26 protein-coding genes are annotated in these 24,036 nt (G+C 48.9%); 14 read left to right on the forward strand and 12 right to left on the reverse strand.

From position 1 onward, the window contains the following. Positions 1–112 precede the first annotated feature (112 nt). From fabV to IDZ20_RS04225, 8 genes are all read left to right on the forward strand, one after another. Positions 113–1,300: an enoyl-ACP reductase FabV gene (gene fabV / locus IDZ20_RS04190; RefSeq protein ID WP_188150162.1), complete on the forward strand. Its 1,188-nt coding sequence runs from the start codon at positions 113–115 to the stop codon at positions 1,298–1,300. 51 nt (positions 1,301–1,351) lie between these two features. After that, positions 1,352–2,395 carry an NADP(H)-dependent aldo-keto reductase gene (locus tag IDZ20_RS04195; RefSeq protein WP_188150163.1) on the forward strand — a complete coding sequence of 348 codons (1,044 nt, stop codon included), beginning with the start codon at positions 1,352–1,354 and terminating at the stop codon, positions 2,393–2,395. 7 nt (positions 2,396–2,402) lie between these two features. Beyond that, a complete protein-coding gene (locus IDZ20_RS16480) occupies positions 2,403–2,642 on the forward strand; it encodes an LpxL/LpxP family acyltransferase (protein WP_188150164.1) in 240 nt (79 codons plus the stop codon). Further along, positions 2,582–2,818, forward strand: a complete 237-nt coding sequence (locus tag IDZ20_RS16185; RefSeq protein ID WP_425443413.1) for an LpxL/LpxP family acyltransferase — start codon at positions 2,582–2,584, stop codon at positions 2,816–2,818. The genes IDZ20_RS16480 and IDZ20_RS16185 overlap by 61 nt, the downstream gene beginning before the upstream one ends. A gap of 64 nt (positions 2,819–2,882) precedes the next feature. Continuing rightward, a complete protein-coding gene (gene dapA / locus IDZ20_RS04210) occupies positions 2,883–3,758 on the forward strand; it encodes a 4-hydroxy-tetrahydrodipicolinate synthase (protein ID WP_188150166.1) in 876 nt (291 codons plus the stop codon). A gap of 59 nt (positions 3,759–3,817) precedes the next feature. Further along, positions 3,818–5,026 (forward strand): outer membrane protein assembly factor BamC, encoded by a 1,209-nt coding sequence (gene bamC / locus IDZ20_RS04215; RefSeq protein ID WP_188150167.1) that lies wholly within the window; start codon positions 3,818–3,820, stop codon positions 5,024–5,026. Positions 5,027–5,034: 8 nt separating this feature from the next. Continuing rightward, entirely contained in the window at positions 5,035–5,820 is a 786-nt protein-coding gene (locus tag IDZ20_RS04220; protein ID WP_188150168.1) for an MBL fold metallo-hydrolase, read from the forward strand. 379 nt (positions 5,821–6,199) lie between these two features. Next, positions 6,200–6,490 (forward strand): PilZ domain-containing protein, encoded by a 291-nt coding sequence (locus tag IDZ20_RS04225; protein WP_245792096.1) that lies wholly within the window; start codon positions 6,200–6,202, stop codon positions 6,488–6,490. Positions 6,491–6,559: 69 nt separating this feature from the next. On the opposite strand, the gene IDZ20_RS04230 is transcribed toward IDZ20_RS04225, so the two are convergent. Next, the gene (locus IDZ20_RS04230) at positions 6,560–7,090 is read right to left on the reverse strand and encodes a hypothetical protein (RefSeq protein WP_188150169.1); all 531 of its coding nucleotides are present in this window, start codon (positions 7,088–7,090) and stop codon (positions 6,560–6,562) included. A 352-nt stretch (positions 7,091–7,442) separates the two neighbouring features. On the opposite strand from IDZ20_RS04230, the gene IDZ20_RS04235 reads away from it, so the two are divergent. From IDZ20_RS04235 to IDZ20_RS04255, 5 genes are all read left to right on the forward strand, one after another. Further along, the gene (locus IDZ20_RS04235) at positions 7,443–7,832 is read left to right on the forward strand and encodes a BlaI/MecI/CopY family transcriptional regulator (RefSeq protein ID WP_188150170.1); all 390 of its coding nucleotides are present in this window, start codon (positions 7,443–7,445) and stop codon (positions 7,830–7,832) included. A 48-nt stretch (positions 7,833–7,880) separates the two neighbouring features. Then, positions 7,881–9,470: a M56 family metallopeptidase gene (locus tag IDZ20_RS04240; RefSeq protein WP_188150171.1), complete on the forward strand. Its 1,590-nt coding sequence runs from the start codon at positions 7,881–7,883 to the stop codon at positions 9,468–9,470. Positions 9,471–9,569: 99 nt separating this feature from the next. Then, positions 9,570–10,262, forward strand: coding sequence for an energy transducer TonB (locus tag IDZ20_RS04245; protein WP_188150172.1), 693 nt, complete (start codon positions 9,570–9,572; stop codon positions 10,260–10,262). Then, complete coding sequence (locus IDZ20_RS04250) at positions 10,259–10,675, forward strand: ExbD/TolR family protein (RefSeq protein WP_188150173.1); 417 nt, start codon at positions 10,259–10,261, stop codon at positions 10,673–10,675. The genes IDZ20_RS04245 and IDZ20_RS04250 overlap by 4 nt, the downstream gene beginning before the upstream one ends. A gap of 236 nt (positions 10,676–10,911) precedes the next feature. Continuing rightward, the gene (locus IDZ20_RS04255; RefSeq protein ID WP_223144893.1) at positions 10,912–11,679 is read left to right on the forward strand and encodes a class I SAM-dependent methyltransferase; all 768 of its coding nucleotides are present in this window, start codon (positions 10,912–10,914) and stop codon (positions 11,677–11,679) included. A gap of 64 nt (positions 11,680–11,743) precedes the next feature. On the opposite strand, the gene IDZ20_RS16300 is transcribed toward IDZ20_RS04255, so the two are convergent. The 7 genes from IDZ20_RS16300 to IDZ20_RS04290 form a co-directional block, all read right to left on the reverse strand. Then, on the reverse strand, positions 11,744–12,070 hold the full coding sequence (locus IDZ20_RS16300; protein WP_245792097.1) for a hypothetical protein: 327 nt from the start codon (positions 12,068–12,070) through the stop codon (positions 11,744–11,746). Continuing rightward, a complete protein-coding gene (locus IDZ20_RS04265; RefSeq protein WP_188150175.1) occupies positions 12,067–12,540 on the reverse strand; it encodes a molybdenum cofactor biosynthesis protein MoaE in 474 nt (157 codons plus the stop codon). Before IDZ20_RS04265 ends, IDZ20_RS16300 begins: the two co-directional genes overlap by 4 nt. A gap of 25 nt (positions 12,541–12,565) precedes the next feature. Then, the gene (gene moaD / locus IDZ20_RS04270) at positions 12,566–12,862 is read right to left on the reverse strand and encodes a molybdopterin converting factor subunit 1 (RefSeq protein ID WP_188150176.1); all 297 of its coding nucleotides are present in this window, start codon (positions 12,860–12,862) and stop codon (positions 12,566–12,568) included. After that, complete coding sequence (gene moaC / locus IDZ20_RS04275; RefSeq protein ID WP_188150177.1) at positions 12,846–13,334, reverse strand: cyclic pyranopterin monophosphate synthase MoaC; 489 nt, start codon at positions 13,332–13,334, stop codon at positions 12,846–12,848. Before moaC ends, moaD begins: the two co-directional genes overlap by 17 nt. 29 nt (positions 13,335–13,363) lie before the next feature. Continuing rightward, the gene (dapE, locus tag IDZ20_RS04280) at positions 13,364–14,497 is read right to left on the reverse strand and encodes a succinyl-diaminopimelate desuccinylase (RefSeq protein WP_188150178.1); all 1,134 of its coding nucleotides are present in this window, start codon (positions 14,495–14,497) and stop codon (positions 13,364–13,366) included. Positions 14,498–14,577: 80 nt separating this feature from the next. Next, entirely contained in the window at positions 14,578–15,612 is a 1,035-nt protein-coding gene (gene dapD / locus IDZ20_RS04285) for a 2,3,4,5-tetrahydropyridine-2,6-dicarboxylate N-succinyltransferase (RefSeq protein WP_188150179.1), read from the reverse strand. 208 nt (positions 15,613–15,820) lie between these two features. Next, positions 15,821–16,171 carry an ArsC family reductase gene (locus tag IDZ20_RS04290; RefSeq protein WP_188150180.1) on the reverse strand — a complete coding sequence of 117 codons (351 nt, stop codon included), beginning with the start codon at positions 16,169–16,171 and terminating at the stop codon, positions 15,821–15,823. 348 nt (positions 16,172–16,519) lie between these two features. Here IDZ20_RS04290 and IDZ20_RS04295 point away from each other — a divergent pair, with 348 nt between their 5' ends. Then, complete coding sequence (locus IDZ20_RS04295) at positions 16,520–18,331, forward strand: mechanosensitive ion channel family protein (RefSeq protein ID WP_188150181.1); 1,812 nt, start codon at positions 16,520–16,522, stop codon at positions 18,329–18,331. A 17-nt stretch (positions 18,332–18,348) separates the two neighbouring features. Here the strand turns inward: IDZ20_RS04295 and nth are convergent, their stop codons facing one another. From nth to map, 4 genes are all read right to left on the reverse strand, one after another. After that, the gene (gene nth, locus IDZ20_RS04300; protein WP_188150182.1) at positions 18,349–19,017 is read right to left on the reverse strand and encodes an endonuclease III; all 669 of its coding nucleotides are present in this window, start codon (positions 19,015–19,017) and stop codon (positions 18,349–18,351) included. Positions 19,018–19,089: 72 nt separating this feature from the next. Beyond that, entirely contained in the window at positions 19,090–20,286 is a 1,197-nt protein-coding gene (gene dapC / locus IDZ20_RS04305; protein ID WP_188150183.1) for a succinyldiaminopimelate transaminase, read from the reverse strand. Between the two features lie 13 nt (positions 20,287–20,299). Further along, entirely contained in the window at positions 20,300–23,008 is a 2,709-nt protein-coding gene (locus tag IDZ20_RS04310; RefSeq protein WP_188150184.1) for a [protein-PII] uridylyltransferase, read from the reverse strand. Further along, the gene (gene map / locus IDZ20_RS04315) at positions 23,008–23,781 is read right to left on the reverse strand and encodes a type I methionyl aminopeptidase (RefSeq protein WP_188150185.1); all 774 of its coding nucleotides are present in this window, start codon (positions 23,779–23,781) and stop codon (positions 23,008–23,010) included. Before map ends, IDZ20_RS04310 begins: the two co-directional genes overlap by 1 nt. Positions 23,782–24,036 lie beyond the last annotated feature (255 nt).

Here is a 24,036-nt window from a genome sequence, read left to right on the forward strand (position 1 = left end):
ACACGGGGGCGGCAAGTTTGTATAATGCGCCGCTAGAAAGTGGCCAGTATACCAGTGTCAGCCCGATATCTGGGTTTGTATGGCTGAATAACCGTAATTGCAGGAAGATAGCATGATAATCAAACCGAAAGTTCGTGGCTTTATTTGTACCAATGCCCATCCCGCAGGCTGTGCAGCCAATGTACGCGAGCAGATTGACTATGTTAAGTCTCAGCCCGCCATTGTGGGTGGCCCCAAAAATGTGTTGGTAATAGGCGCTTCTACCGGCTACGGCTTGGCCTCACGCATAACGGCAGCCTTTGGTTGTGGCGCTAAAACTTTAGGCTTGTTTTTCGAAAAGCCCGGCACAGAAAAGAAATCGGGTTCGGCGGGTTTCTACAATTCGGCTGCATTCCACAAGGAAGCCGAAGCCGCAGGCTTGTTTGCCAAGAGCATTAACGGCGATGCATTTGCTCACGACGCTAAGCAAAAAGCGATCGATGTGATCAAAGCGGATATGGGTAAAATTGATTTGGTGGTTTACAGCTTGGCATCGCCACGTCGTCAAGACCCTGATAGCGGTGAACTTTATTCGTCGGTATTAAAGCCAATCGGCAAGGGCTATACCGCGAAAAACCTCAATACCGACAGTCTTAAAATTGCTGAAGTCACCGTAGAACCTGCTTCAGAAGAGGAGATCGCCAATACTGTTAAGGTTATGGGCGGCGAAGATTGGGAGTTGTGGATGGCCGCATTAAAAGACGCCGATGTCCTCGCCGAGGGCTGTAAAACTGTGTCCTACACCTATCTTGGTGAAAAACTGACCTGGCCTATTTATGGTCATGCCACTATCGGTAAAGCCAAAGAAGATCTAGATCGTGCCGCTACGGCCATCACCGAGCGGTTGTCTAGCCTCGGCGGCAGCGCCAATGTGGCAGTGTTGAAAGCGCTGGTAACGCAAGCGAGTTCAGCCATTCCTATCATGCCTTTGTATATTTCTATTTTGTACAAGGTAATGAAGCAGGACGGCACCCACGAAGGCTGTATCGAGCAGCTGTACCGCTTGTACACCGAAGGCTTATATACCGACCAGCCACGGTTGGACGACAACAACCGCTTCCGTATGGATAACCTCGAGCTGAGCGCAGAAACACAAGCCAAGGTTGAAGCCATTTGGCCGCAGGTGACTGAAGAAAACCTCTTCGACCTTACCGACTACAAAGGTTATAACTACGAATTCTTGAAGCTGTTTGGTTTTGGTGCGAAGGGCGTTGATTACGACCAAGACAGCGATATGGTTGCCGACTTTCCTTTGCTGTAACGACCACATCAAAGCTATTAACGCAATCGCCTATACAATCTCGGAGGGTAAATGAAATACCGAAAACTCGGCAGTTCCGAGATTGATGTCAGCCTAATCTGTTTGGGCAGCATGACTTGGGGCGAGCAAAACTCAGAAGCGGAAGGTTTTGCGCAAATGGATATGGCGGTAGATTACGGCATCAACTTCTTTGACGTTGCCGAAATGTACCCCGTGCCGCCAAAGCCAGAAACCTTTGGTTTTACTGAACAGATTATGGGGAATTGGCTGGCAAAGCGTGGCAACCGCGAGAAGCTCGTTATTGCCACCAAGGTTACCGGTCGCAGTAGTAATAACCTTGGTCTTGGCCATGTGCGCAATGGCGCGCGCTTAAACCGAGAAAACATTTTTGCAGCGGTGGATGATTCCCTAAAGCGTCTGCAGACGGATTATATCGACCTCTATCAAGTGCATTGGCCGGAGCGCCAAACCAACTACTTTGGTCGCCTCGGCTATAACCATGTCGACGACGACAGCTTGCCGATCGAAGAAACATTGGACGCACTCGACGAGCTGGTGAAAAGCGGTAAGGTGCGGGCGATTGGCGTATCTAACGAAAGCGCTTGGGGACTGCACGAATATTTGCGTCTCGCCGAGGCGAAGACGCAAGCGCGTATCATCTCGATTCAAAACCCCTATAACTTGTTAAATCGTAGCTACGAAGTGGGCTGTGCTGAATTTGCGATGCGCGAAGGCATCGGTTTGCTGGCTTACTCTCCGCTGGCGTTTGGTAAGCTCTCGGGTAAATACCTGAACGGCCAGAAGCCGGAAAAAGGCCGCTTAACCCTGTACGAACGTTTTACTCGCTACAGCAAGGTGAATGCCGATGAAGCTACTGCGGCTTATGTAGCCTTAGCGCTTAAACACGGTTTAAACCCAGCACAAATGGCATTGGCTTACGTCAATAGCCGCGACTTTACGGTTGCTAATATTATTGGCGCGACCTCGGTTGAACAGTTAAAAGACAATATTGAAAGCGTTGATCTCGAGTTAAACGACGAGGTAATTCAGGGTATTGAAGGCATTCACGCCCGCTATCCAAATCCTTCACCCTAGGATCTAAATGAAGCGATCCCTCTTCACATCCAACCTTTTGCATCCGCGCTGTTGGCTAACGTGGCTCGGGTTTGGTTTGTGGTGGTTGGTTGTGCAGATTCTGCCCTATCGCGTTCAAATGGCGCTGGGGGCGGGGCTGGGTATTTTGGCCGCGCTGGCGCTTGCGCCGTTTGTGGTCGCTACCACATCAAGGTTCACCCTCCGCTCACGCTTAGCGGAGAGAACCCCGAAGCCGATGCACTATTAGTGAATCAGTTTCTGGAAGAGCAGCTGCTGCATAATCCCGAGCAATATTTGTGGGTGCACCGTCGCTTTAAAACTCGGCCGGAAGGCGAGCCCGATATCTACAATATCGACCATCTACTCGAACGCAGCCTTAAGCGAAGAGCTAGGCGGGTTGTAAAAAGATCGAACAAAGGTTGAGTGTGTCGGCGGACGCCAGTAACATTACCGCCCCCGCGTTGGGCCTATTTTTGGAGAACTCATTATGTTAAATGGCAGCATGGTCGCACTTGTGACCCCGATGAAAGCGGATACCTCGCTGGATTGGGATGCGCTGCACAAGCTAGTTGACTGGCATTTGCAGCAGGGTACTCACGCAATTGTTGCGGTGGGAACCACTGGCGAAAGCGCGACACTGAGCATGCAGGAACATATTGAGGTTATTCGCAAGGTTGTCGATCAGGTAAATGGTCGTATACCCGTAATTGCCGGCACTGGCGCCAACTCCACCTCGGAAGCCCTAGAGTTAACCGAGGGCGCGAAAAGTGTAAACGCCGATGCCTGCCTATTGGTAACGCCTTACTACAATAAGCCGAGCCAAGAAGGTTTGTACCAACACCACAAGTACATCGCCGATCGTGTTGCTATTCCCCAGTTGCTTTATAACGTTCCGGGCCGCACGGCGGTCGACATGCTGCCTGATACGGTTGCGCGCTTGGCCTTGGTAAACAATATTATTGGTATAAAAGAAGCCACTGGCAGTATGCAGCGTTTACAAGACATAAAGGACCGAGTACGAGACGATTTTTTACTTTTGTCCGGCGATGACGGCACGGCCTTGGAATTTATGCGTCTTGGCGGCGATGGTGAAATATCGGTAACCGCGAATGTTGTGCCGGCAAAAACATCAAAAATATGTGAACTGGTTGCGGCGGGCAGAGTCGAAGATGCTCGCGCCATCGACGCCAGTTTGGCGCAGCTGCACCAAGCGCTTTTCCTAGAGGCAAACCCAATCCCAGTAAAATGGGCCGTGGCGCGTATGGGCATGATGGGGCAAACGATGCGCCTGCCTCTTACCCCGCTAGCGGAAGCGTATTGGGCTGAGTTAGAACAGGCTATGCAACTAGCCGGTGCTATTTGAGATTAATTAAAACGCCGCGATCACGTCTGGTTTGAACGGGGCAACTAAGATAAAACTTTATGAATTCCACGAATATAGTCACTCCATCGTTTAGCGCCCTGCGTCATTCAATCAAGCATGGCGTTTTGTTTCTCAGCTTAATATGGCTTACCGGTTGCGGTGTTTTTTACGGCAAGCAGGGTGTCTTTCGCGGTCGCGCACAAGACTACCTACAAGCTGGTTCGATCAAAGAGGTCACCTTACCTGAAGGTGTAAAAACCACCGGTCTACAGGCTATGTATTACGTACCTAGTGTCGATGCTACCGATGAGTTCGGCGATCCACTTGTGGTTGAAGAATACAAGGTGCCGCGTCCGCAAGCCTTGGGTGACAAGGGTGAAGTTGGTGTAAAGATACAAAAGCTTGGTGAAACCTCTTGGGTTTACCTGAATGCTTCTACCGGTCAGGTTTGGCCGCGCACCCAAAACTTCCTTACTCAATACGGTATTACGGTGGATCGCAGTGATGCGAGTAAAGGCATTATTGAAAGCCGCTGGTTAAAGTTTCGCGATGACGAAAATAACTATCTACGCTTTCTTATTCGTCTCGAAAAAGGTATCTATGCGGATACTACTGAAGTTCATATCTTGCACCAGCAGGCTCCAGTGGCTACTCCCACCGCGGAATTGGCCGATAAGCCCTGGCCAAAAAAATCAGATTCAGCTGAGCGCGAAGAGTGGTTGTTGCGCGAGCTAGCTAACACCTTGGCCGATACGGTTGATAATACTGCAGCGTCTTTGCTGGGCCAAAATGTAGGCGGCGAGTTAAAGGCCGGTTTTACAGCTTACAACGGCGAGCCTGCATTACACGTGCATTTGAACTTTGATCGCGCATGGGCGACAGTACTGCACTCGGCGTCCAAAGATGGTTTTGTTGCCTGGGGCGATTCTCCTGAGCAGCGAATTATCCATACCGCTTACGCGTCAGAAGATAAAAGTTGGTTGTTCTCTTGGGGCGAAGATAAAGAGTTGCCAGAGAAAGCGCCATATAGCCTAAACGAACTGTTGGCCAATCTAGCGAGTTCTGATGAGGCGAAAGCGCTTTTCGGAGCTACCGCAGGTGTTAACTTCAGCAATAAGAAACTCGAGAATGGCGTGGGCTATTTGATTTATATGGCGCCGCAGGGTGAGGAAGAATTTGTCTTCGTTATTCGCGATTGGCGCGGTAACAAGATCCCGCGCAACCAAGCAAAGGCATTACTTCGTACCTTGCGCGCTAACTTAATTTAATTCCCGTAGTGGCACAGCCGATACTTGAATTTGCATCCCTCGGGAGCGGTAGTAAAGGCAACGCCACGTTAGTACGATGTGGAGCCACTATTCTGCTGGTGGACTGTGGCTTCGGGGTTAAGGAAACCTCTAAGCGGCTGGAAAAGTTCGGCCTTACTGGGCATGATCTCAGTGCCATCCTTGTTACCCATGAGCACGGGGATCACACCAAAGGTGTTGGCCCCGTCGCACGAAAATTCAAACTCCCCGTTTATATGACGCCCGGCACACACGTTAGCCGAGATTACGGCGTATTGTCGGAGTTGTGCTTAATCAAAGCCTACCAACCATTTTCGCTTGGCAGCATCGATGTCACGCCTGTTGCGGTGCCGCACGATGCCCGTGAGCCTGCGCAATACGTGTTTACTTGCGATGGCGTCAAGTTGGGGGTATTGACCGATCTAGGCAGTGTCACGCCCCATGTACTTGAGGCGTACGCCGATTGCCAAGGTTTGCTGGTTGAAGCGAATCACGACCTTGAAATGCTTGCCGCAGGCCCATACCCGCCGTCGTTACAGGCGCGAGTTTCTGGGCCGTGGGGGCATTTAAACAATTATCAAGCGGCAGAGTTTTTACGTTGTGTTGCTACAAATCCACTGCAGCATCTGGTGATTGGTCACCTCAGTGAGAAGAACAATTGTCTTAGCCGAGTGAAGTTAGCCCTCTACGATGTCATCGAAAACCACCACAACGTATTATTTGCGTCTCAGAATGATGGTTTCGACTTTCTGTCGTTACATTCAACCGAGAATTAAGACCGAATTCTGCATGTAAGTACACACTCCCTCCGCACTCCTTTAGAAGCCTTTGTCAATAGGGTTTTCCACATCAATTTGTTTATTTCAGATATGTGACTAAAAAACAGACGATGCGTACTCTAAATACACTAAAAATACTGCAAGTTATTGAATTATATAAGAAATAAAGTTTTGTTTGTTTTCCCGTCAACTTGTCTAAGGCCGAGTAACTTAGCCGCTTTGGTGAATCTTTAAAGAACTTTCTCACAGAGTTATCCACAGGAAGTGTGGATAACGTATAGGTAAATAATCCCCTATCCAAGAGTGCAAACAAACTGCAATTGTCTATGCTTAATAAAACATTTGAGCGACTCGTTCGCAGCAGCAGGTTATAAAAATGATGATAAGTCGAACTACCGGTGACGAACGACGTAAATATGAGCGAACGTCGGCGGCAATTCGCGTAGAAATTCAGCATCCAGCGTTTGGTATCATCCTTGGCTCGACGCGGGATATCTCCGATGGTGGGGCGCAGGTTTCTATCGAAAACCCGCCAGTACCACCAGTAGGCACGGTGGTAAACGTTAAATTCAAAAAATTGGTAGGGCGTATTAATGAGGAGGCTGTCGAGATGAGAGTTATGCACGTCAGCCGCAATGTGGTTGGTTTGATGTTTGTTGCGCGTTAATCGCCTGTATTTGTATACCGCGCCCTGCTGCTTAAAAGCGCAATAGCTTCATAGCTCGTGGCTGGAGACTTAGTTGGAAGCGCAATGTTCCGGTACCAGTAATTTTAACGCCTTTCTCGTGCGGAGCTCATGCAGAGTGTTGCAATCCAAATTTTGATTGCCGCGCAAGTCTAGGTAAATTAACTGCTTCAAAGTCGTAAGCGGTTGAGCATTTACCACCTCGTTATTCGCTAGATTTAAACTCTCCAAGACTGCAAACGACTCGAGCAACGCGAGTTGTTTGACACTGTTTCCGGCCAAGCCGAGTTGACGTAACTGCACGAACTGCTCAAGTCCCGTAAGGTTGTTAATTTCGCCAGGGCCACAAAGCAGATTGGTTAGCTGCGCGGGCCGGTTCAAACGCTGTTCGGTAACCACGCTGGTTACACAGCTTTTTAGGGCTCCATCCCGAAAATCCAAGCTCCCTCGATAATCGCGCGAATCGTATAGCTCGCGCTCGTTCAAAACGAGTTCGTAACTGTTGCATGCACCTAGCAGTGATGCGGCACCGATTGCTGCGCAAAAGAAAAGTCTGTTTTTAAGGTGGCTTCTGGTCTTCATAGAGGATTCTCTGCGGTATAGCGCATGTATGTGGGAGCTGGTGAGTTGCGGTTAGCCGGCCAGCGGGATTGCCGGTGATTTTACGCGAATCTCACTGCGACAATAGCACTAGGATCAACTTTCTCGAAGCGATTTGGCGGCGCAGAGTGATGAACTAAAATCTTCTAGTGCTAATTATTTAGCACTAGAAGATTGCATCTCCGAAATTAAGGTGCTACTTTTACAGCATGGTGCTAAAAACGTAGCACGTGGAGTGTTGATCCACGCTGGCTAATCGAGCGGCTAGCCAAGTCTGATAGCTGAATCGTAAAAGCTAGTGTGAAGAATCTAATATTAAAAAGGTACACGTGAAATGCCGCCACTTTCCCAACACAATTTAAGCCGTCGAGAGCGCCAGATTATGGATATCCTTTATGAAATGGGGTCTGCCTCAGCCCACGATGTACAGGCGCGGTTGCCGAACCCACCAGGCTATTCGGCGGTGCGGGCGTTAATCGCCCGCCTAGTTGAAAAGGATATCGTGAGTTTTAAAAACGAAGGGCCGAAATATATTTACTCGCCGAAGGTTGGCGAAAAAAAGGCGAGTCAATCGGCGATACAGCGTCTAATCAAAACATTCTTTAAAGGCTCTCCGGTACAGGCCGTAAACGCCTTGCTCGATATGGAAGGCGATGACTTGTCCGCGCATGAAATTGAACAGCTGGAACGCAACATTGCGCGGATTAAAGCACTAAAAAAATAGTGATTACTCTAGCAACAATTAATCGCGGGAACAGGAAGGGCTAAAACGATGATCGTTACCGTAAACATTATAAACGCGCTATTCGCGGTGTGGTTAAAGCCTGTTGCTACTTTATTGTTCGTCGGTTGGTTGTTGGCGAGGCCTAGCGTTAGCTCTTCAAACAGGCAGCACAGTTTTTTAACGATTGGTCTTTTGGTCACTTTGATCGCGTTAAGCGTAAGTGTTTGGCTGCCGCAGCTGGCGATTGGGGTAGTACCGAGTGAGCTATACCGCGCGGCTAATTTGCGCTTACTTTTGGGGCCGCAACTCACTACAGATTTAACACTAAGTTATGTGCTTATAGGGGCGTACCTCTTGGTTGCTATTAGCCTGTTAATCTCAAGCCTACGGGAGCTGCTCGATATAGCCCGATTGACAAAAGTGGCGCAACTTAGCGATAACAAAAAAATCGAATCCGCAGCGGCAAAACTTACTGCACATTTCGGTCTAGCGCCGGGGCGTATACGCTTAAAGCAAAGTAGTGAAATTCCTTCGCCGATAACTTGGGGATGGAAAAATGCGGTAATTTTACTGCCGAAGGATGCATCTAATTGGCCAATCGCGCGACTTGAACGGGTCCTCTGTCATGAAGTTGCCCACATAAAACGTGGTGATTGGATAACCAAGCTGTCGTTGCGCGTTATCACCTCGCTCTTCTGGTTTTTGCCACCGGTCTGGAAATTCAGTAACAAAATTAATTGGCATGCAGAGATAGCCTGTGACGACAGTGTGCTTAGCCTATTTAATTGTAGAGCTGAGTATGCGGAGGATCTGCTAGCTATATCGGCAGATATTAAACAAAACTCACTTGCGCTTGGCTTTAATTCGCTTTTATATCGACGTATCGATCTTATCTTGGATCCGAGCCGTCATCGCAGTTCAGTATCAGTTTGGCAGATGTGTTTTTTCGCGATAGGTGTTTTGCTATTGGTAGGCCCCGTTGCATTGTTGCAGTTAGATGAGGTGACCAAGCAAGAGGACTACCTAACGTGGTTGCCTTCGCCGCTAGCACTTGTAGCGCAGGAGTCGGTAACGGAGAGCTACGCGGATCATACGAGTGAACGCGATTGGAAAATACGTCAGTGGGAGTTAGATCTACGCAAGACTTTATCAGCGGAATCCGCAGTAAAGAACTCCCAAGATTCCAATAAAGAATTAACCGGAGCCAACTTAACGCGGTTAGATTATACAGTGCCTACACGTGTGACGGCGGAACACACTCTAACCGTGAATACTGCGGTCGAGGCAGCATCTAAAGATAGCGTTGATAATACGGCAAGGATTATAACGATAAAGCCAAAACTTGCGCAGCCGCCGTTAAAGCTTCAGAACTATCAACTGTTACAGGTTGTCGCGCCTGAATATCCACGTTCCGCTTTAGTTCGAGGTCTAGAAGGGCGAGTAAAAGTGGTGTTTGATGTAAATGAAAATGGGGCGGTTGAAGCTATTCGACTGGTGGAGCCATCGGAGTATTCGGTTTTTAATCGTGCGGTTATCACTGCGGTAGAAAAATTTAAGTTTCAGCCTTTAGAGTTGAATGGAACACCGATAAAAACAAAAAATGTCTCAGAGACATTTGTCTTCACTTCTAGCGATTAGCCAGAAGTAAGACGGTAATAAGCGCAACTGTAATTCACCTTGGTCAAAAACGTGTGCCTTAAATGGCTTGACGCATAACAAAAGTGAGAGGAATACAGTATGAATTCGAAAATGTATATCGAATCAAAACAGGGTTTTACATCGAACGGCTCGTTGAGCATATTAGGTGAGGCTAGCAAAAATACGATTTCATCGATTGTACACTGGAGTAAAGTCGCGTCCCTAGCGCTTGTGATTACCACGTTATTGCTATTAACCATGGAGCGCTTAATCGCAATGACCCATATCGAAATTGTTGAAGAAGAGTTTGTGCCGATGCCGCCGGTATGGATGGAGGAACCGGTAATCAAAACCATTATCGATAATAAACCAAAACCACCTGCAGAGATCGACAATGTACCGCCAATACCAGAGCCTGTGGTAGCGGATGGCGGAAAAATTGGTGTCGAAATACCGACAACGAAAATTATTCGTGATAAGGGTGATAAGTTTGTACTTACAAGCGGTGCTAATATTCCCATTGCGCAATACTTGGTCGCGGCAAAATACCCGGCATCGGCCTTACGTCGTGGCCAAGAGGGCTATGTCGATGTGATGTTTGATATAACCGCGTTTGGCAGTACCGACAATATTCGAGTGCTGTACGCGGAACCTCAAGGTGTATTTGAACAGTCCGCAACCGCGGCGGTAAGTCGCTGGCGTTACCAGCCAAAAATGGATGGAGATAAGCCGGTTAGATTTGAAGGTATGACTAATCGTGTTCGCTTTGAGATGCAGGAGGGAAGTCTATGAAGACATCTATCGCTAGGATAAAAAGCAAACCTGATAGTAAGGCCGAAATTGATTTAACACCTATGCTTGATGTAGTTTTTATAATGCTGATATTTTTCATTGTCACGGCTTCGTTTGTTAGAGAAAAATCACTAGGGCTTAACTTGATGCCGAAAATTAACAGCGAATCTTCTGATTCTGCCGTCGCCATTTTTAATGTGAATGCAAATAATGATATTAGTTTAGACGGGCGTTCCGTGGATATACGCTCTGTACGTTCTGTCGTAGCACAAAAACTAGCCGAAAATTCCGGCATGAGTGTAGTGGTGAATGCTCATGAGCAATCGAATACTGAGACTTATATGGCGATATTGGATGCCGCCCGACAGGCTAAGTACCCCAATGTAATGTTGAAAACCTATGGAGGTACTTAGCGTGTTAAATACGACCACTAAACGTCTGTTTATAAGGTGTTAATGGTGAATCTTTGAAAAATTAAAATTGCACTAGTGGCATATAGAACAGTAGCGCCCTTGACGCTTTCGTATGAAAGCGTCTTTTTTTGTTTTAAGCTACTCATACAGTAATTGTAAATCTGACGAGAACCGAGTCTCCCATGACCGAACACAATAATTCTGAAGGCCAGCTAGCGGTTGCCACTGATGGTGTTATGAGGGTGGACGATGCTAAGGCGTTTGCCAAACACTACCAGTTACCATTATTGGCGACTAACGATAAAGCGTGGAGAGCCTTGGTTTTAGTTTTTGGCAGCCAAAAACTGTGGTTAGAAAATCGTGCCGAAAAAAAGCCGGTGGTTACAATCGTCGATTTTGTTGAAGGAGCAAATGCGCACCGGCGTAAATTTGGCGGTGGTAAAGGGCAGTCGATTGCAAAGGCTGTTGGACTTGGTAAAAGCAAACATATCACTGTGTTGGATGCTACGGCTGGAATGGGGGCGGATGCTTTTGTATTAGCGACGCTGGGTTGCAAGGTGACGCTGTTGGAACGTAGCCCTGTCGTGCAGCTGTTGTTGGAAGATGGCTTGCGACGAGCGTTGAGTTATGCCGAAAGCGAAGACCCTGAGCTCGAAACAATTCTACGGCGGATGACCTTGATTAAAAGTGACAGCCTAGCGTATTTGAGGGCATTACCAGAAGACAGTACGCAAGTGGTCTTTCTCGACCCGATGTTTCCTGAGCGTAAAAAAAGCGCCGAAGTAAAAAAAGAAATGAAATCGTTCCATAGTCTAGTGGGTAAGGATGAAGATGCCGATGCACTTTTGGCCCTAGCGCTTAGAGTCGCGAACAATCGTGTTGTGGTTAAACGACCAAAGTTAGCGCCGTTCTTAGCTGAGCAAGAACCTGGCTATCAGCTTGTCGGAAAGTCGGGGCGGTTTGATGTGTATCCCTTAAAGGCCTTTGACGCAGATCCGGCTTAAGCTCGCTCTATTTATTTAGCAAAGACTAAGCTAAAGGTAAGCGACAGGATTATCCTCTGACACGTTACTTGTCGATGAATTTAACTAGACGGCTAATAATCAGCCTTACGTGCGCCAAGATAGCGACCACGAAGCCCGCTCCGGCCATTATAAGCCCTGCTAGTACCAGCCATTCTTGTTTGACTGAGGGTTCAACCGTGGTGTTGGCGAGATAAACAATTATTACCCCAACGGCAAAAAAAATTGCACCGTTACGAAATTGTTTAAACATAAGTTGTTGCGGAGCATGATAGTGCAGGTAAAGCGCCTGTTTGATTAACGCCCATTTTGATTGCAAAGTACTGCCGTGTAATTTGGCACCCTGCTGGGGTGTTTGTTTTTTCTGTTTCATTCGGATTCGGTCGTCCAGCGCGAGGCGGCTTGTTCGTCACTTTCTTTAGCATCGACCCAGTTATCACCTTCTTTTTTCCAGAACGGCGCTTGGGTTTTTAATATATCCATAATATACATGGCGCCGTCGAAGGCTGCGGCGCGGTGTGCTGCACTAACGGCAACCAACACAATCTGATCGCCGAGCTGGAGTGAGCCGACGCGGTGAATTATTGTGACCTGTTGTAGCTTATAGCGAGATCGCGCCGCAACTTCGAGTTCTGCCAGCACCGTTTCGGTCATACCGGGATAGTGTTGCAGAGAAAAGGTGTTTGCTGTTGGGTTGCCTTCAGCCGTGTTCGTAGTCGCTATAAATTCTCGCACTAGGCCCGTAAATAAAACAATCGCACCGGCGCTCGCCGAGGTGTTGGCGCTGCGTAATGCGTTATATTCTGCGCCGGTATCAAAATCTTCCTGTTGGATACGAATCATCGAAATTGCCCTTATTCTCCGAGCTTTAGCCGCCGGTAACCGGTGGGAAGAATGCTACCTCGTCGCCGTTTCTTAGTGGTGTGTCGTCGCGCGCAACAGTTTGGTTTACTGCACATAAAATCGTCGCGCCTTGGGCGGCACTGGCCCAACGGCTGTCGTGTTGTTGGAGATACTGGCGTAGCTCAGCGACGCTAGTTATATTTTTGTTTGGGGTTAGTGTTTCGGATGGTCTGCCGAGTGTGTCGGCGAGGCTGGCAAAGTAGAGGAGATGAAGGCTAAATTTTGAAGCGCTTGTTTGGGTCTGCTTAGTCTTGTTTGTCATGAGTCCAATCGCCTGATTTGCCGCCTAACTTTTGCAACAGCTGAGTGTTGCGAATGACCATGCCTTTGTCGACGGCTTTACACATATCATAGATAGTGAGTGCTGCGATAGATGCTGCCGTAAGCGCTTCCATTTCGACACCGGTTTTACCATCAAGTTTACACAAGGCTTCAATTACAACGCAGTTGTTGGTTTCATCTGCGCGAATATCGACACTAATCTTTGTCAGCATTAGTGGGTGGCAAAGCGGGATTAGATCGCTGCATTTTTTCGCGGCCTGAATGCCGGCGATTCGAGCAACCGCAAATACATCGCCCTTGTGGTGTTTGCCTTCCACAATCATTGCCAGTGTTTCTGGCTGCATAACTATTTCACTTCGGGCAATTGCCTGCCTTTGGGTGACGGCTTTACCGCCCACATCGACCATGTGGGCTTCGCCTTGCGGGTTGAGGTGAGTAAGTTGTTTAGACATAGGAGCTGCTCTTATACCTAGCTGAAAAATTATTTAGCCAGTAGGTGGCTCATAATCTGTTGGTACATCTCGCTGAGGAGATCAAGGTCGGCGGCGGCAACACATTCGTTAACTTGGTGAATGGTGGCATTTACTGGCCCTAACTCTAATACCTGAGCGCCTGTAGGTGCAATAAAGCGACCATCCGATGTGCCTCCTGCGGTAGAGAGCTCGGTTTCTCGGCCGGTTACGGTTCGTATTGCACTGACCGCTGCATCAACTAAGTCGCCAGCGGCGGTTAAAAAGGGTAGGCCTGAAAGGTTCCACTTTAAGTCGTAGTCGAGCTTGTATTTTGCCAGCACAGCTTCGGTGCGAGCTTGTAACTGTTCGGCGTTTGTTTCGGTAGAAAAACGAAAGTTAAAAACGATATGCGCTTCACCAGGTATCACATTGGTCGCCCCAGTGCCGCTATTAAAATTGGATACTTGAAAGCTGGTGGCGGGGAAGAATTGATTGCCTTGGTCCCATTGCTCTGCCGCGAGTTCGGCTAGTGCTGGCGCGACAAGGTGGATGGGGTTTGCAGCCAAATGCGGATAGGCTACGTGGCCCTGCTTGCCTTTAACGGTAAGCTCCGCGCCGAGTGAGCCGCGCCGACCATTTTTAATTACGTCGCCGACTAGCGTTGTGCTTGAGGGCTCGCCAACAACACACCAGCTAATTTTTTCATTGCGCGCTTCTAGCCATTCGATCACTTTTACCGTGCCGTTGGTGGCAATGCCTTCTTCATCACTGGTGATTAATAACGCGAGGCGGCCCTGGTGGTTGGGGTGCAGAGCAATAAAATTTTCGCAGGCGGTAATCATTGCCGCGAGACTGCCTTTCATGTCGGCCGCACCGCGCCCGTATAACATGCCATCTTTTATAATGGGCTCAAACGGTGGGTTGTCCCAATGTTTTGGGTCGCCCGTGGGCACCACATCGGTATGGCCTGCAAAAGCGAGTATTGGCCCACTCTCGCCGCGCGTCGCCCAGAAGTTATCGACGTTGCCAAAGCGCAGGTGTTCAATGTTAAAACCTATCGCGCTTAAGCGTTCAATCATCAGCGCTTGGCAGCCTGCATCTTCTGGCGTGACGGATTGTCGACTAATTAGGTCACAGGCGAGTTGTTGAGTGGGTGTGGTCATAGTGTGTGATTCAGTATAAATAAGAGAAGGCTGTGCGCGGAATAACACGCGCACAGCGTTAGCCTTGCTGCAAGTAGGGATTAGTTGTGTGCGTGTAACTCTTCGTTTAGCGCCACGGCAGAACGGTTAGCCTTGCATTCAACCGTGCCGGTAAGAGAATTACGACGGAACAATAAATCGCTTTTGCCAGCTAGCTCGCGCGCTTTTACATGTCGCACCAATTGGTTTTGGTCATCCAGTAAGGCGAGTTTTGTACCTGCGGTGATATACAGGCCGGACTCTACAATACAGCGATCGCCCAGAGGAATACCGATGCCGGCATTCGCGCCGATCAAACTTTCTTTGCCGACTGAAATAACAATGTTGCCGCCGCCGGATAGGGTTCCCATGGTGGAACAACCGCCGCCAAGATCGGAACCTTCGCCAACCGTTACGCCAGCGGAAATACGGCCTTCGATCATGCTCACACCAAGAGTGCCGGCATTAAAGTTGACGAAGCCTTCATGCATGATAGTAGTGCCTTCGCCGATATGGGCACCCAAACGAACGCGAGCGGTATGCGCAATGCGTACACCGGTAGGTACAACATAGTTGGTCATCTTGGGAAATTTATCGACGCAGTCGACACTCAGCATACGTCCTGCGAGCCTCGCTTCTAGCTGGCGTTTTGGCAGTTCGTCAATATCGATGGCGCCTTCGTTGGTCCAAGCAATATTTTTCAGCGCTCCAAACAAGCCCGTTAGGTTAGTGCCGTGAGGCTTAACAAGGCGATGAGACAGCAAGTGTAATTTTAAGTAGCCTTCAGGTACCGATGCAGGGGCCGTATCTTCGGCGAGCAGCGTGGCCACTAATGGCTGAGTAGAATTTTTAAAACTGGCAACTATACTGGCCAGTTCTGTTGCTGTAGTCGCCGCTAGCGCTGTTGCTAAGGCTTCGACTTGCTTACTTGTGAGGCTGATAACTTGATTGCCGCCGCTATAATTTACGACTGCGGCAATGGCATCGGCTACAGCGGTTTCGGGCTGCAGGAGTGGTTTTGGGTAAAAAACTTCCAGCCATTCGCCTTTGCTGTTTTGGGTGCCAATACCCAAGCCGATACTGTAGAGTGAGGTCATCTTGTATTTCCTTTGTGTGTCATTCAGGTCAAATTATTCAGGATAAGCGTTCGGGTTGTGCTCTTGAGTTGTGCGACGCGGATAAGTGATGTCTTGGGCTATTTCATCTTGCCGCGCGGTCTTCACGCGCGGATGATATTGGTGTTAGCTTGCCCGCAAGTATTGGATGTTTTAAGCCTTTAGTCGCGAGAGGGCCGATGGGTGGCGCTTATGCTAGCGCGGCATAGTCCTCTTCATTAAAGCCAATCAGTAGTTTGCCGTCGCCGTATTCTAATACTGGGCGTTTAATTAGCGTTGGGTTGGCGAGTACGATACTCCAGCTACCCTGATCTAGCTTGGACTTCTCGTCGCTGCTTAACTGCTTCCAAGTAGTGCTGCGGCGGTTAATTAATACCTCGGCGCCAACTTTGTCCAGCCAAGCTTGCAGCTTGTCGGCACTCATTGACTGCACGCGAAAATCATTAAAGTCGTAGGCAATTGAATGACTTTCTAGCCATTTACGCGCTTTTTTAACCGTATCGCAGTTTTTAATACCGTAGAGCTGGATGGTGGTTAACATAATCTAAAAACGCCGCTGGTTGATGAGGATGGCCCTGTTTCAGGGGCTGCAACTATACCAAAATGCGGCCGTTGGTTCACCTGTTACGGCAATCACTAACTTTAGCGAATTACGGCAAGTGAGGGTGGTGGCTGGTCGCAGCTAGAAGCCTCGGCCTATAATTGCCAAACACTTGTCTTTACTGGTTAGCCAATCGGTCAAAATATGGCCAGTTACGGGATGGTCATGACGCCTAGCGGTTGACTATGGGGTGTTTTGATTTTGAACTATCTTGTTTTTAACCATTGGCTCCTTGCTATAAGCGGGTATCTAAATATTCGCCGCTTTCTCTAATAGGACTATTCGAAAATGCTTCGTTGTTTGTCGTGCTCCATTTTACCGGTTTTTAGTCTTTTTGATTCGCTAGGCACTTACGGTCGATATTTTATGGGGCGTGTGCTGGTGGTGCCAACTGCCATATTGGCGACTGTGTGCTTGCTATTTAGTTTCTCATCGAGCGCAGAAACGGCCAGCGTTCCCGGTTCTGAGTTTGTCGATGTGCATGCAGAAACTCATCAAAATGCGGTACTGACTGATGTCAAGCCGCTAAGCCCGCTGCAACAATCGTTGCAAAAGGTTCGAGGTTTGCGCGACGACATCGAACAAATTGAAGAACAGTTGGCGGTTGCGGAAGGAGAGGATTTTGAGTCATTAAGTTTACGTAAGCTGGACAAGCGTGCAGAGTTACTCGCGGTGTTGACCGAGATGAGTAAACGTATTTCGGTGAGACGTTCCGAGGGCGAGAACGCTGCAAAATTACTCGGTGATTTTCGAGGTGAATTGTTGGCGACCGGGAAGGTGTTGCGTGCCGAAATTGACGGCTACGAAAAGCGTTTTGATTCGCGTAATCGCGAGCGGGATAATCTCACCAGCGCGGGCATAAAAGCCTATGTTCAGGGTAGCAAGCAGATTGACGCAGGCATCGAAAATTTGGGCCGGTATGCAGATCTAGTTGAGCGTATGGGCTTCGGTGCTCAGCCTTCAGTTGAATATTTACGTGAAAAAACGCAGCAGCGCGCAGAACTGCTAGCCGGTCGGGTACGCTTGGCCGCCGAGCTTGAAACGGAAACGAAAAAACTTTTGGCGGCGCGGGTAGATGACCCTGAACTGAAACTTCGGTTGGCGCTTATTGGCGAGAAGTTGGCCGCCGATACTACGAGTTTGCGAAAAATAATCGCCGTGGCCGATCGTTATGGGATTGATATCAGCGGTTATCAAAAATTATTAATCAAAACCACAGGTCAAATTGGTACCGGTGTTTTGAATAAGGATGTTGTACTTGGTTTATTGCACGACTGGTGGGGTAGCAGTCTGGTAATGCTCAGCAAAAATAGCGGCAGCATACTTTTTAAGGTGATTATTTTAATTTCATTATTGTTGTTGTTTCGCCTTCTGGCGGCATTTGTCGGTCGTGTAGTCCGTCGCAGTGTTCAGTCTTCTAAGGTGAGTGTGTCGGTGTTAATGCAAGACATGCTGGTATCGATGGCTTCGCGTTTAGTGCTGTTGATCGGATTGTTAATTGCATTGGCGCAGATTGGAGTTTCGCTTGGCCCTGTATTGGCCGGCTTGGGTGTGGCTGGTTTTATTGTCGGCTTTGCGCTGCAAGATACCTTGGGCAACTTCGCCGCAGGTATGATGATTTTAGTTTATCGCCCTTACGATGTGGGTGATTTTGTTGAGGCGGCAGGCGTTTCAGGGCTAGTGAAAAGCATGAGTATTGTTAGTACAACTATTCTGACGGTAGATAACCAAACGCTGATTATTCCCAATAGCAAAATTTGGGGCGATGTCATTAAAAATGTAACCGCTCAGGGAGAGCGCCGAGTCGATATGATGTTCGGTATTAGCTATAGCGACAGCATAGAGGATGCGGAGCGAGTGTTACACGATATTGTTACATCAAACGAAAAGGTATTGGCCGAGCCCGCGCCGGTTATTCGTCTGCATCAGTTAGGGGATTCGTCGGTTAACTTTATTGTTCGTCCCTGGGTGAAAACTGCAGACTATTGGGAAGTGTATTGGTATGTAACAAAAGCCGTAAAATTACGCTTTGATGCCGAGGGGATTTCAATTCCATTTCCGCAGCGTGATGTCCATATTCATCAAAGTGCTGAAAAATGATTTTTGGATAAATGGCGCTAGGCTTTGCGGGTTAGCTTCGGGTGTTTTCGACTAGGGTAGCAGGTCGTACAGATGGGGCAGATTGTGCCATCGCAACCGCGGGCGGAACAGTACTCACGTCCGTAATAAATGATTTGTAGGTGTAGCGCATTCCATTTCTCTCGCGGGAACAAGCGCTTCAAATCCTTTTCCGTTTGGGTGACATTCTTGCCATTGGTTAAACCCCAGCGTTGCGCTAATCGGTGGATGTGAGTGTCCACCGCAAAAGCGGGTATACCAAAAGCCTGTGACATGACTACGCTAGCCGTTTTGTGACCGACGCCAGGCAATCTTTCCAGTGCTTCCATATCGGCTGGCACTTCGCCATTGTGCTCATTAACCAGCATCTCGGATAAAATCTTAATGGCCTTTGACTTTTGTGGTGAGAGTCCGCAGGGGCGAATAATAGCTTTAATTTTTTCTACCGGCTGTCGCGCCATATCGTAACAGTTGGCGGCCAATTGCCAGAGCGCAGGGGTAACTTGGTTGACGCGCTCGTCGGTGCACTGCGCTGACAGTAATACCGCAACCAATAGTGTGTAGGGATCGCTATGGTTTAACGGAATCGGTGGTTTTGGGTAAAGCCGCTGCAGCTCTTCTAAAATATAAGCGACACGTTCGGCTTTTAATAAGTTTTTATTGCTCATAATTATTTATGATTCTGCGCTGCAAAAGTGTAATGAGTTATTAACAGCAGGTAACCTGCAGCGTTGCGGTCTCTATAAAGTTAAGCAAAATTCACGGATTCGAGTCGCAGCCTGTTCGCACTCTTCTAGTGATGCAACCAATGCCATGCGAACTCGGTTGCTGCCAGGATTAACCCCGCCACTGGGGCGTGCTAAAAAGGTGCCGGGCAGTACGGTAACATTTTGTTCTGCGAATAATTTTTGAGTGAACAGCTCTTCGTTAATGGGTGTGGTTGGCCAAAGATAAAATGACGCATCGGGCATGCCCACATCGAGACAGCCATCTAAAATAGACAATACGCGTTCAAACTTTTTGCGGTACAGGCTGCGGTTCTCGATAACATGCTGTTCGTCCTGCCAAGCGCAGATACTGGCGAGTTGGGTTTGAATGGGCATAGCACAGCCGTGATAGGTTCGATACTGTAAAAACGGCGATAGCAGCGCTTGATCTCCCGCTACAAAGCCAGAGCGTAGGCCGGGTAAATTTGAGCGTTTAGATAAGCTATGAAACACAATGCAACGGGCATAATCGTCGCGGCCCATACTGGCGCAGGCTTGCAGTAAGCCCTGCGGTGGATTGGCTTCATCAAAATAGAGTTCCGAATAACATTCATCGCTGGCGATAATGAAATCGTATTTGTCTGCGAGCTCGATAAGCTCTACTAATTGCTGGTTACTCATAACCGCGCCGGTCGGATTGCCGGGGGTGCAAATAAAGAGCAGTTGGCAATCTTTCCACGTTTGTTCATCAATCTCGGCATAGTTGGGCTGGTAGTGTGTTTCACGGGAGCAATTTAAAAAAACGGGCTCTGCACCGGCGAGGTAGGCGGCACCTTCGTAGATTTGATAGAAGGGGTTGGGCATTAACACCTTGGCGGTTTTTCGTGTGTCTACACAGGCTTGAACAAAAGCAAATAAGGCTTCACGCGTGCCGTTAACCGGCAGTACTTGCGTTTCAGAATCGATTCCCGCCGCGTTTAGCTTGAAGCGCCTCGTAAGCCATTCGGCAATTGCTTGCCGTAATTCTGGCAACCCCTTGGTAGAGGGATAGTTGACGACGCGGCCAATATTTTTATTCAGGCTCTCAAGAACAAAGGCTGGCGGTGTGTGTTTTGGTTCGCCGATCGAGAGTGATATAGGGCTTTTTTCTACGGCTGGTGTAATACCATTTTTTAGAGACTGCAGCTTTTCGAATGGGTAGGGCTGCAGTTGCGACAAGTATGGGTTCATGCAAGAAAATGCTCTAGTGGGTAAGTTCGCTTTTAACTTTTTTATCGAGTTTGCTGCAAATATCCGCCTGCAGCGCGGCGCATAGTGCTGGGTCACCGAGTGGGTTTCCATCCATATCGGTGACAAAAAATACATCCTCTACGCGCTCGCCAAGGGTGGAGATTTTAGCGTTCTGTAGGTGTATGTCGTGTTCGATAAAGATCTCACCAATAGTTGCAAGCAGGCCCGGGCGGTCGGGACTGATAACTTCCACTACCGTATGATGATTGTTGATATCGTTCGAGATACTGGTGCGGGTTGGAATTGAAAACTGCTTCAATTGTCGCGGTGTGCGCCGTTTGATATCGCTGCCGCTAAGATCCTTCTCCGACAGTTCATCGGTGATGGAGTCGATAATTCGCTTGTAGCGTCGTGGATCGTCATCGAGCGGTTCGTGGTTTTCATCCAGCACAAAAAACGTGTCGATGGTGTAACCATTAGTTGATGAGTAAATCCGCGCATCTTGCACGTTCAAATTGAGCGCTGCGAGGCAGTGTGAAACCACTGAAAATACGCGGTAGTCATCTTTGGTGCGAATAAAAATCTGGGTCGCGCCACCAACACCTAGGTTGGTGGATTCGCGCACTAAAATTACCGGGTCGTGATTGTATTGGGCGATCGATTCCGTATGCCAAGCAATATCTAAGTGGCTTTCGCGAATAAAGTATTCTTCGCCCATTTCTGCCCAGATTGCTCGTGCCGTTTCGCTGCTAATACCTTTATCGATAAGCTTTGCTTCTGCGAGTTGTTGGGTCTCTTCAATATACTCTTGCTTATCTACAGTGTTCTCTAGCCCGCGGCGCAGCGCGCGCTTGGTTTCCATGTAAAGTTGACGCATCAGGCTGGCGCGCCAAGAGTTCCAAATTTCTGGATTGGTGCCACACATGTCAGCCACGGTTAAGGCGTAGAGGTAATCTAGATGGCGCTGGTCGCCAACCTCCAGAGCGAAGTTGTGGACGACTTCTGGATCGGAGATATCCTGCTTCTGGGAGACGTAGGACATCAACAGATGTTTTTCTACTAGCCATGCGACTAGCCGAGTATCTTTTCCGCGAAAGCCGTGCTCTTCGCAAAAATCGATTGCATCCTGAGCGCCTAGGGTGGAATGATCGCCGCCGCGGCCCTTGCCAATATCGTGAAACATTGCCGCGATATAAAGAAGGTGCAGGTGTGTGCGGCGCTTCATTATGTGTGCGGCAATCGGGAAATTTTCGCTTGCTTCGGGCTTGCGGAAGTTACGCAGGTTGCGAATCACTAATAACGTGTGGGCATCTACGGTGTACTGATGGAATAGGTCGTGCTGCATTTGTCCAGTAATGGTTCCCCATGCAGGCAGATAGCGGCCTAGTATACCGTAGCGGGCCATGCGGCGAAGTTGCTGCAGTAAACCCGTTTCGAGAAGAAACAACTCTAGAAACATGGCTCTATTCGCTGGGTTTGCGCGGAATGATTCGTCAACTAGCCAGCGACGTTCACGTATCAAGCGGATGGTGGAGGCGCGCACGCCAGAAATCGTGGGATTGTTGCCCATGATAATAAAGATTTCTAATAAAGCGCTGGGGGTTTCGTCGAATACGCTCGGTTGTGTCACCTCAATATAATTGTCGCAAAGCTGGAAACGGTCGTTAATAGCGATAATTTCAAGTGCGCTGTGCTGGGTGTGGATCAACTCGTCAAGGTGTTGCAGTAGCACGTCATTAAGTTCGCGCAGTGCCATTACCGTGCGATAGTATTCGTGCATAAACTGCTCCACCGCGAGTTCTTCGGCGGTGTCGTGATAACCAAACAGGCCTGCTAGCTCACGCTGATACTCAAACAATAAGCGCTCTTCTGCGCGCCCCGACAAAAGATGTACGCCGTAGCGTACGCGCCATAGGTAATCTTCGCCGTTGCGCAAAGTTGCGTATTCCAGTTCGGTAAAAAAACCTTTGCCTTCAAGTTTAGTTAGGCTAGGCACGCCAAAATAACGTTTTGCCACCCAGTTAATTGTCTGGATGTCACGCAGGCCACCTGGAGCATTTTTGATGTTGGGCTCGAGGTTGTATTCGGTAAAGTTGTGTTTGTTGTGGCGCTCTTCCTGCTCGCTGCGTTTGGCGAGGAAAAAGTCTTTGACCGACCACATATGGTCAGGCCCTGTGAGGATTTGCAGCTGGTCGCGAAGTGTATCGTTACCGGCGAGGCGTCGCGCTTCAATGAGGTTGGTGGCTACGGTAATGTCGTCTTTAGCGATAGCGACACACTCGTTAAGTGTGCGTACGCTGCTGCCAATCTCCAACCCTATATCCCACAGAAAGGTAACGAGGGTTTGTAATTGCTCGTTATATTCATTGCTAATGCTGTTGTCGAGCAGGATTAAGATATCGATGTCGGACTTTGGGTGCAGCTCGCCACGGCCATATCCGCCCACAGCGATTAGCGCTATGTCGTCATTCCAATCGTACTGATGCCATGCGTAATGGAGCAGTACGTCTACAAAGGCGGCGCGTTCTCGTATCAAGCTGCCAACATCCGCGCCCTCTCGAAAGCGCTGTGCAAAGTGTTCGTTCACACCAAAAATAGCATCTTTGAACACCTTGATAGTGGGCTTTACGGCTAAATCTTCTCTAAAGCGTTGCTGCTTAAAAAAAATCGGCTGATAAGGGAAGTAGGGTAGCTGCTTGGTACTAATGGCGGCGGGTTGCATTAGGAGAAGGATTCCTCACTTCGGGCGGTTAGCACTTCAACGCCATCTTTGGTGACGACCATAGTGTGCTCCCATTGCGCGGACAGGCGCCCATCTCGTGTCTCGACTGTCCAGCCATCGTTTTTCAGTTTGCAGAGGTGTTTGCCTGCGTTGATCATCGGCTCGATCGTAAAGGTCATACCTTCGCGTAGCTCCATACCGGTATTGCGACTGCCGTAGTGAAGTACTTGCGGGTCTTCGTGAAATACTGCACCAATACCGTGACCACAATAGTCTCGTACGACAGAGTAGTGATTTTTTTCGGCGTGTTGCTGGATGACGAAACCGATATCCCCGAGGCGAGCGCCCGGCTTAACTAACTCAATACCTTTGTATAGACACTCCTGAGTGACCTTGATCAGTCGGTGCGCGTGGGGCGCAACTTGGCCAACCATATACATTTTACTGGTGTCACCGTGGTAGCCGTCAAAAATGACCGTGACGTCAATGTTGACGATGTCGCCACTTTTCAGTTTCTTTTTCTCTGACGGAATACCGTGGCAGACAACATGGTTTACCGAGGTGCATATGGACTTGGGGAAACCCTTGTAGTTGAGCGGTGCCGGGATCGCCTTTTGGACCTGAGTGATATGGTCATGGCAGATGCGATCTAATTCGGCTGTGGTAACGCCGTCCGTCACAAAGGGTTCGATCATTTCGAGCACTTCAGCGGCCATGCGGCCGGCAACGCGCATCTTTTGAATTTCGTCTGGGGTTTTTATGCTAACAGCCATTTGGGTATTTCTACTCTTTTGGTGAATGGCGCTAAGAGCTTGCTTGAGCGACATATTATTGTCATCAGTACGGTATAGGGTGAGCAGCCTCAGCTGTAAAGGGGCTCAGACTGGGCGAGCGCTACAACCGCGCTATGATATGGGATCAAAACGACGTCCATTCTAAACTAAACCGCCACCGAGGGCACCTAGCTAAGGTGGTTCGTTCGTGGTGTATGAGAGCTTGGCCGCGCTTAGCGCGCGCGGGCACGAAGC

This window comes from Teredinibacter waterburyi (assembly GCF_001922985.1).
Taxonomy (GTDB): Bacteria; Pseudomonadota; Gammaproteobacteria; order Pseudomonadales; family Cellvibrionaceae; genus Teredinibacter; species Teredinibacter waterburyi.